The organism is Myceligenerans halotolerans, from assembly GCF_054782975.1.
The window spans coordinates 1-7,546 of record NZ_BAAGRL010000029.1 but is presented as its reverse complement, the minus strand read 5'-3'; the positions used below and the strand labels follow the sequence as shown (position 1 = coordinate 7,546).

Here is a 7,546-nt window from a genome sequence, read left to right as displayed (position 1 = left end):
CTTGGACATACCGCCCACCTCCCAAATTGGCGGACGTCTCTACGTTACGAGGGGAGGCACAAGGGCGATGCCGGCAAGGCGTTGAGCCTGGCCGAGATGCCTGGTGTGGTGGTTGAGCATCGCCCGTCTTCGAGGGAGAACTCAAGGGCCGCCTGCAGAAGGCTGAGGTGGTGCACGCCGACGAGACCGGGATCCGGTGTGAGGGCAAGTTGAAGTGGTTGCACGTGTTGTGCACGCCGACGCTGACCTGGCTGGGCGTGCATGACCAGCGGGGCCGGGCAGCGATCGACGACTTGGACGTGCTGCCCGGGGTCACCGGGGTCCTGGTCACCGACACGCTGGGCTCCTACCGCATCTACGGGGCCGAGCGTGCGCTGTGTGGCGCCCACGTCCTGCGCGAGCTCATCGCGGTCATCGAGCATCCGATCGGGAAGACGGACACGGCTTGGGCTGTCGCGATGGAACAGGTCCTGCTCGACGCCAAGGCCGCTACCGACACCGCCCGCAAGGCCGGCCAGGCAGGCATCGACGACGACGTTCTGGCCGATCTGCGCCACCGATACCGGCAGGCGTTCGCGTGCGGGCTGTCCGTCAACACGTCCGGCAGCGACCGCACCGCACGCGCCCTCGCCAGGCGGCTGCGTGACCGCACCAGCGACTACCAGCGCCACTGGACCGACCTGCGGATCCCGTTCGACAACAACCGCGCCGAGTCCGACCTGCGCATGGTCAAGGCACAGCAGAAGATCTCCGGCGGCTGGCACACCACCCACGGCGCCCGCCGCTACGCACGGATCCGCTCCTACCTCGCCACCGCCGCCAAGAACACCCACGACCGCTACACCGCCCTCATCAACCTCTTCGAAGGCCAGCCCTGGCACATCCCGGAAGCGGCCTGAGCCGCTAAACAGTCACACGTGGGGTGAAGCAATTATGAACCGAATCTCGGTCGACCACCTCGTCATCGACGACGTCCCCCGCCGACCCCTCAACACCCCGGCCACCATCATCGACGCCCGCCTCGCCGACGGCCTCGACACCCTCACCGACGACGAACGCACCACCATCACCAACGTCATCGACGCCCTGATCACCAAAGCCAAGCTCCGCGCCATCAGCGCCTGACCCCGCGCGCCGAGCACGACCAAGGGCCCCGCAGCCGACCCAAGCCAGCCACGGAGCCCCCGAAACCTGTCAAGCCCGCAGATCCGCTCTACTCGACAGAGCGGATCAGCGCTCTCCTGTGAGCCACGAGATCGTGGCCGCCTCTTCCTCCTCCGACACGGCATCCGAACCGCACAGCCGTCTGAGGTGCTTGAAGAACTCGGCTCCAGCACGAGCGACCGTCTCATAGACCTCACCCTCGGGCGCGATCGCAGTCCGGTGGATCGAGCGATCTGCCGTCGTCACCGTGAGCATGACGTTCCCGCCCCACTGCGCCTTCTCGACCTTGAACGTGATCGGCTGATCCGGGAAGTGCCGCGTCCCGGAACCTGAATCTCGGCACTCACGGACGGCTTGGACGACGAACGGCCACAACCAGTTGACGTCGTCCCAGAGCTCGGTTCCCAGCAGTTCCACGCCGTCGACCGTCAGGCTGATCGCGCCCGGGACGTACTCGCAATCCCCGTCGTGCCGCTCCGCCTCGCTCACGGGACGGAACTCCCCGTCAACGCGGACGAACGATGTCATCTGAATCCTGGTCATGGCAGCGTCCCCGGGTAGAACTGGCCGATCCGCCCACGGCTGACTCCGAGCACGTAGTCGATGCCGTTGACCGTCCCCTGCACCTGGCCTTTCCCCGAACCGATCTCCATGAGTTGCTCTCTGTTCTGGCGCGCGACATCGCCGATCGTAGCCTGGACGTCGTCGACCGACATCCCGTCCTCGAAGAACGACTGCTTCGCCTTCACCGAGCCGTCCCAGTTCGGGCGGTGGTGACGCTGCAAGATGTGCGTGAAGCCCCGCTTGTCGAGCTGGAACGTGGAGTTCCCGAACTGCATCCGCTGGCTCGACCAGTTCCGCAACGCGAGCAGACACGCGTTGTGGACCAGAACCTCTTGTTCGCCCACGTGATACGTGTGGATGCCGTCGACCTCGAGGTTGAACGCCAGCGCCGTCCGGGACGTCGCGTAGCGCAGCCCGCCGACGGTGAGCGTGCGCCCGTCCACGGTCAGGACCCGCTCGCCGGCCGTCAGTTCGTCCGCCCGTTCGAACCTCTGGTCGGTGACGGACCAGAACGGGTGGTCCTCGGTCGTGCCCAGCACCGTCCCCTCGTCCAGCGCGAGGTCGGTCACCGTGTCCTCATGGACGAAAACGTGCGTGACCTCCCGCGCTTGCTGCTCCCCGGTCTCTGGGTCCGAAGCGATGACCTCGTCTCCGACCTGCACGTCCTTGATCGGCTTCTTCGAGCCGTCGGCCATCAGGACGAGGGTGGCCCCGGTGAACGAGCAGGCGCGCGCCGCCGTGTTTGCGGCAAGGTTGTTCTGGTTCCTCGCTGCCGCTTCGACCGCTGACTGCTTGAGTGCCTTGGCGCGGTTTGCTGCTGCCAGGGCTTGCGCCGCGCGGGCCGATGCTGCCGAACCCGCTCCGACTCCCTTCGTTCCCACGACTTCAAGGGCAATCTCAGTGTTGGTCCAGACCTGCTGGCCATAGGCCTCACCTACCGCCTGCCAGTCACCCCTCAGGGTTGCCTCAGCCGCGTCCCGTGTACGGTCGATCGTGTCCTTGACCACACTGGACGCATAGCTCGCGACCCCCGTGACCAGCCACCAGCCCGTGAGGTAGGACGCGATTCCCTGGGCGGTGCTCCTACAGGCGTCGCGTGCCGCGATCAGCCCTCGGAGACTCGACCCGCCTCCCCCAAGGCAACGCTTCGTTGTGTTCCACGCGTTCGAAACGCCACTGGAGATCGCTCCCGGGATGGCCTTCACACCATCCCACGCGTCCTTGGCCTTCCCCTTGACGCCTGACCAGGCGCCCTCGAAGAAGTCGCCGGCCTCGCCCCACAACAGACCACTCGGATCCGAATAGGTGGTGGGGTTGTTGTTCGCGTATGCGTACCCGTTCCATTGCTGAGGGTCCGCAAGATCCATGATCGGGTCGATCGACAGGAACCGCCCCGCAATGGCGTCGTAGTAGCGGGCACCGAGCATGACCAAACCCGTGACGTCCTGAGGAGCACCCAGGAAACGATGGTCTCCCGGTGGTGCGGCGCTGTCGCCTCGAGCCTCACCGAAGGGCAGCGAGTGGTGCTTGGTGATGCCCTGGGTCGGCAGCGCAGTGTTGTGCACGCTCGCCAGCGCAGTGCCGTGGCGGTCGTTGATCAGGGAGGTGACTCCACCCATCCCACGGTCGGTCCGTACTGCCACGGTTTGCCCGCCGAACGCGTAGTAGCGGGTTGCGATGACCGTGCCGGCGGCCGTGTCGAGAGTGACCTCCTGCCCTCCCCCGACGTACAGGGTCACGACGCCGTCCTGGTTGCGGAGTATGCGGTCGCCATCGGCGGTGTACACCATCGACACGTTGTTCGTGGTCGTGGTGCCCGCACCACGCTCACCGATCGTCTCGCCGCCCTCGCTGGTTTCCTCGGTGCCCTCGTCTACCGGCTCCTCGTACACGGTCGTGGCGGTGTCCACGCCGACAAGTTCTCCCTCGACGTCCCAGGTCAAGTCCTGGACAACATCCGTGAAGTCGCTGACCGTGGTGCGGCTCGTAGCGTTTCCCGCGCCGTCGTACGCCATCGTCTGGCAGGCGTCGCCCGTCGCCGCCTGCACGGAGATCGCCGCGACCTGGTGCGGGCCTTCGGCATCAGCCGAACAATCACCGGCACCCGACGCGCCTGCGGCGCCCCCGGGGATGAGGTAGTCCTCGACGACCTGTGTACCGCCCGAAGTACCACCATCTACGTCGCTGCCGTCGGGTGTGCGGAGAGTACGTGCGGTGCGGTTACCCAGCGAGTCGTACTCGAACGATTCCCAGTACGGCGCCACCCCGTTGTTCAGCCCCTCGATCGAGGGTGCCTCGGCGCAGTCCCCGCTGTCCGGCGTCCAGGCCTCGGTCAGGCGGTTCAGCCCGTCATAGGTGTAGCACTGCCGGTCAGCAGCCATACCCTCGTGCGTGGGCACGTCCTTGGCCGACAGGATGTTTCCGGCCTGGTCATAGGCATACTTGACATTCAGGTCCTTGCCGGAGATCCGCTCACGATCCAGAGACACCTGCTCCAGACGGCGAGTACCCGGCTCGTACTGGTACGAGACCACGGTGCCGTACGTGTTCCCAAGGTCCTGGTACAAGAGCTCGCCATAAGCGTTGAACCGAGCCTCGGCAACGTAGGTGCCCCATCCGAACCCGCCAGCCATCCACTCGGGCATGCCGGTGGCGGTGTAGCCCGTCGTTACAGTTTCCCGCTTGAGGTTTCCCACCCCCTGATACGTGACCGACTCGATCTGCCCGTCAGCCATGTAGGAGTAGCGGGTCTCGAACGTGCGGTCCGCGGCGCTCGGGCCGAGCAACGACAGATCCGGGTTACCTGCCGGGAGGATCACCTGGGAGGCGACCGCGCGGTAGGCGGTGTCGACCTCGGTGACCGCGGTCACATACTCGTCCGCATCGGTGTCGCTGTCACCGGTTCCATCAGGTGTATAGCGGGTCGAGGCCGTTGCCATGCCCTTGATCGCCTGACCGGCATTCGGACCGTGGACGTACTCGTCGTAAGTCCACGTCGCACGCAGCGGACCAGACGGACTGTCATCGCGTAGCGAGGTGACTCGGCCAAGCGCATCATAGGTGTACGCCAGGGTGCCGTTCGCATCGGTAACGGTCACCGGCTGGCCCGCGACGTCGTATGTGGTGGACGTCGTGCCCTGGTCAGGGTCAACAGCCGTCGTCTGCCGACCAGCGAGGTCGTAGCCATAGGCCCAGACGTTGCCCGCCGGGTCGGAAACCTCGGACAGTCGCCCCGCGTGGTCGTAGCGATAGGTGGTCGTCTGAGCCGGCAGGTCCCGCACCTCAGCTGCGCTGTCAGGGTAGGAGTCTGCGCTGGGGTCGGTGTGGTCCCGGACATACTGTGTGAGCGCTGCCGTCCGGCCGTAGGCATCCGTCGTCGTGGACGTCGGAATGGCCCCAGCCGGTGGGATCACCAGCATCGTCGCGCCGTCGTACACGGTCCTGGTGCGCCACCGCTCGTAGTCCGGGTTGTCCGGGTTGTTGTCGAAGAAGATCTTCGCGGTCGCACGACCGGCGTCGTCGTACTCGAGCCTGGTCGTCGCCTCGGGCACCTCTTCGGTTCCGACGATCTTGGTCCCAGGCGAGGTATCGGGTTCGAACCAAGGGCCTTGAACCTGATAGACGCGTCCGGCATCGTCGTACTGGGTGTCGGTGATAATTCGGCCGGGGTCGGCCGCGTCCACCGACTCAGCTTGGGTCTGGATGTCCCGGCCCAAGCCGTCGAACAACCTTGTGGACTTCCGATAGGTCACACCATCGGCACGCAGCGTGCGCGTGGTCACTGCGTTGACGCCGGACGGCGAGAGCGTGTAGTCGTACTGCAAGCTCGCACTCGTGCCCTGCCGTTCCGGAAGCCACACGCGGGTAAGGCGTCCAGCACGGTCGTACTGCGCGGTGGTGACGCGGCCGTTCGCGTCGGTCACCTCGGTCGGGACGCCGCGGTACTTGGAGAACGTCGTCGAAGCCGTGTGTGCGGCAAGCGGTCCCGACCCGTCCGGATCCGGGGTCCGCGTAGTGGTCTGAGTCAGGATGCCGCCTGCCAGGACGTAGTCCGTGCGGGAGGTCCGTCCGGCGGCGTCGGTGACAGCTACCGGACGCCCAATAGGATCTGGGTAGGTAGTCGACTCATGCACGTCGAAGCTCGTGGTCGTGAACAGATCGCTGCTGGACCATCCCACCGCAGTGAACTCGGTCCCAACCTGCGGATCCACGTCGGGGTCGATGCTCCGCGACTCCGTCGGCAAGCCATCGATCGGGGGCTGGCCATATGCCTGCTGGTCGTAGGAGACGCGCGTCGCCGAGATCAGTTTTCCGGGAGTGCCGTCGTCCTGCGTGCCGCAGGAACCTGCGCGGGTGATGGACTGCTTCAGCAGCCCAGTGAGACGCGTGGTACCTGGATCGTGGTATGTCGACCGCGTGCAGGTCTGGTCGTCGTCGACGTCGAGATCGCCGGCGTTCTCAACCTGAGTAGCACTGCCAAACCGGTCCAATGTCTGGGACGTTCTGGTCGTGTGATCCACGACGCCGTCCGCGCCGAACACCGCCGAGACGGTCACTACCGATGACGTACGCACCGCCGTGATCCCGTCATACGTGATCCCCTCGGTCACAACCCGGTCTGTGACCACCTCCGACAGAATGCGCTCGTCCCCGCTCCCGTCGGTCCCGTTCAACCCCTTCGAGACCAGGACGGAACCCGCCAGATGCTCGTGGTCATCCACCTCCCGGGACACGTCCCCGGCAGTCGCGGTTACGGTGCCGCCCATCCCCCGCAGGTACCTGGTCCGTGAGGACGGACCGTCCTCACCCTGGCGGATCACGACCTGCTCGTAGCCACGGAAGTCCGACCACGTGCGGTCCTCCGGCTCATCCAGCCGTGGATTGTCCAGGCGCGCCCAGCCGGCGTCGCCCTCGTAGTCGTAGTGGGTGACCTGGTCCGGATCCCCGTGCCCGGACGCACCCGGGTCGCCCACGCCACCGCCGCTCTGCGTCACCGACTTCACCAGGTAGGAGTGGAACCACTCCGTGTGTGCCTCGTCCTCGCCGGCCACGTGCCATCGCACCGGGAAGCAGTTCTTCGTGTTCGCCTCCTGCGCCGCAAGGGACGTGTCCTGCGTGTTGGCGGGGGTGCAGTCGGAGTCCTCGTAGTTGATCGAGACCATCCCGCCGGTCTCGTTGACGATGTCGGTCACGTGGAACCGGTTCATCGCGGGCAGGCCGTCGGTCAGGTTCTCGTGGTCCACGCGGGCCGGCATGGTCTCGCCGGCGAACCACGTCTTGAGCGGATCGACGGCGGCCGCGTCCGGGTCACCACCGGGCGTGCGGGTGATCGACTGCAGCCACAGCAGCTTGCCCGTCCCGTCACCCGGGTCGCGGAACTTCTGCTGCAGGCCGTACGTGTCGATGTCGCGGTAGGCACCGTCGATGCGCGCCTGGGTGGTGATGCCGGTCAGGCGCTTGCGGGAGAAGAACGCCGGCGCGTAGGACTCGCAGTCGTCACCCGAGACACAGATGAGGTCCATCGGGGTGTCGCGCCAGCGCTTCATCTGCGAGCGGGTGGGCTTGGCCGCCGTCGGGCACTCGGCCGAACCACCGAAGCACCGCTCCGCCACCTCGAACTCCACCCGGTAGGGCGCGTTCGCGTGCCCGGCCGAGCCGGTACGGGTGCCGTACTCGATCCGCTTCAGCGTGCCGCCGCGGGTGTAGGTCTTGTCCCCGTCGCGTCCCACGTCCGCGGCGTACCGGTTGGTCTCCGCGCTGTAGGTGTACGTCATCGTGTTGCCGAGCGTGTCGGTCACGTGGTCCAGGTTGAACCGCC

3 protein-coding genes and 1 pseudogene are annotated in these 7,546 nt (G+C 66.3%); 2 read left to right on the top strand and 2 right to left on the bottom strand.

What is annotated here, in order from left to right; genetic code table 11:
• Positions 1 to 149: 149 nt before the first annotated feature.
• Positions 150 to 899: pseudogene (locus tag ACYVK5_RS18860) on the top strand (IS66 family transposase); the annotation flags it as partial.
• Between the two features lie 34 nt (positions 900 to 933).
• Positions 934 to 1,125 (top strand): hypothetical protein, encoded by a 192-nt coding sequence (locus ACYVK5_RS18855; protein ID WP_460707503.1) that lies wholly within the window; start codon positions 934 to 936, stop codon positions 1,123 to 1,125.
• Positions 1,126 to 1,230: 105 nt separating this feature from the next.
• Here the strand turns inward: ACYVK5_RS18855 and ACYVK5_RS18850 are convergent, their stop codons facing one another.
• Both ACYVK5_RS18850 and ACYVK5_RS18845 read right to left on the bottom strand, forming a co-directional pair.
• Positions 1,231 to 1,692: a hypothetical protein gene (locus ACYVK5_RS18850; RefSeq protein ID WP_460707502.1), complete on the bottom strand. Its 462-nt coding sequence runs from the start codon at positions 1,690 to 1,692 to the stop codon at positions 1,231 to 1,233.
• A gap of 11 nt (positions 1,693 to 1,703) precedes the next feature.
• Positions 1,704 to 7,526, bottom strand: a complete 5,823-nt coding sequence (locus tag ACYVK5_RS18845) for a polymorphic toxin-type HINT domain-containing protein (RefSeq protein WP_460707501.1) — start codon at positions 7,524 to 7,526, stop codon at positions 1,704 to 1,706.
• Positions 7,527 to 7,546 lie beyond the last annotated feature (20 nt).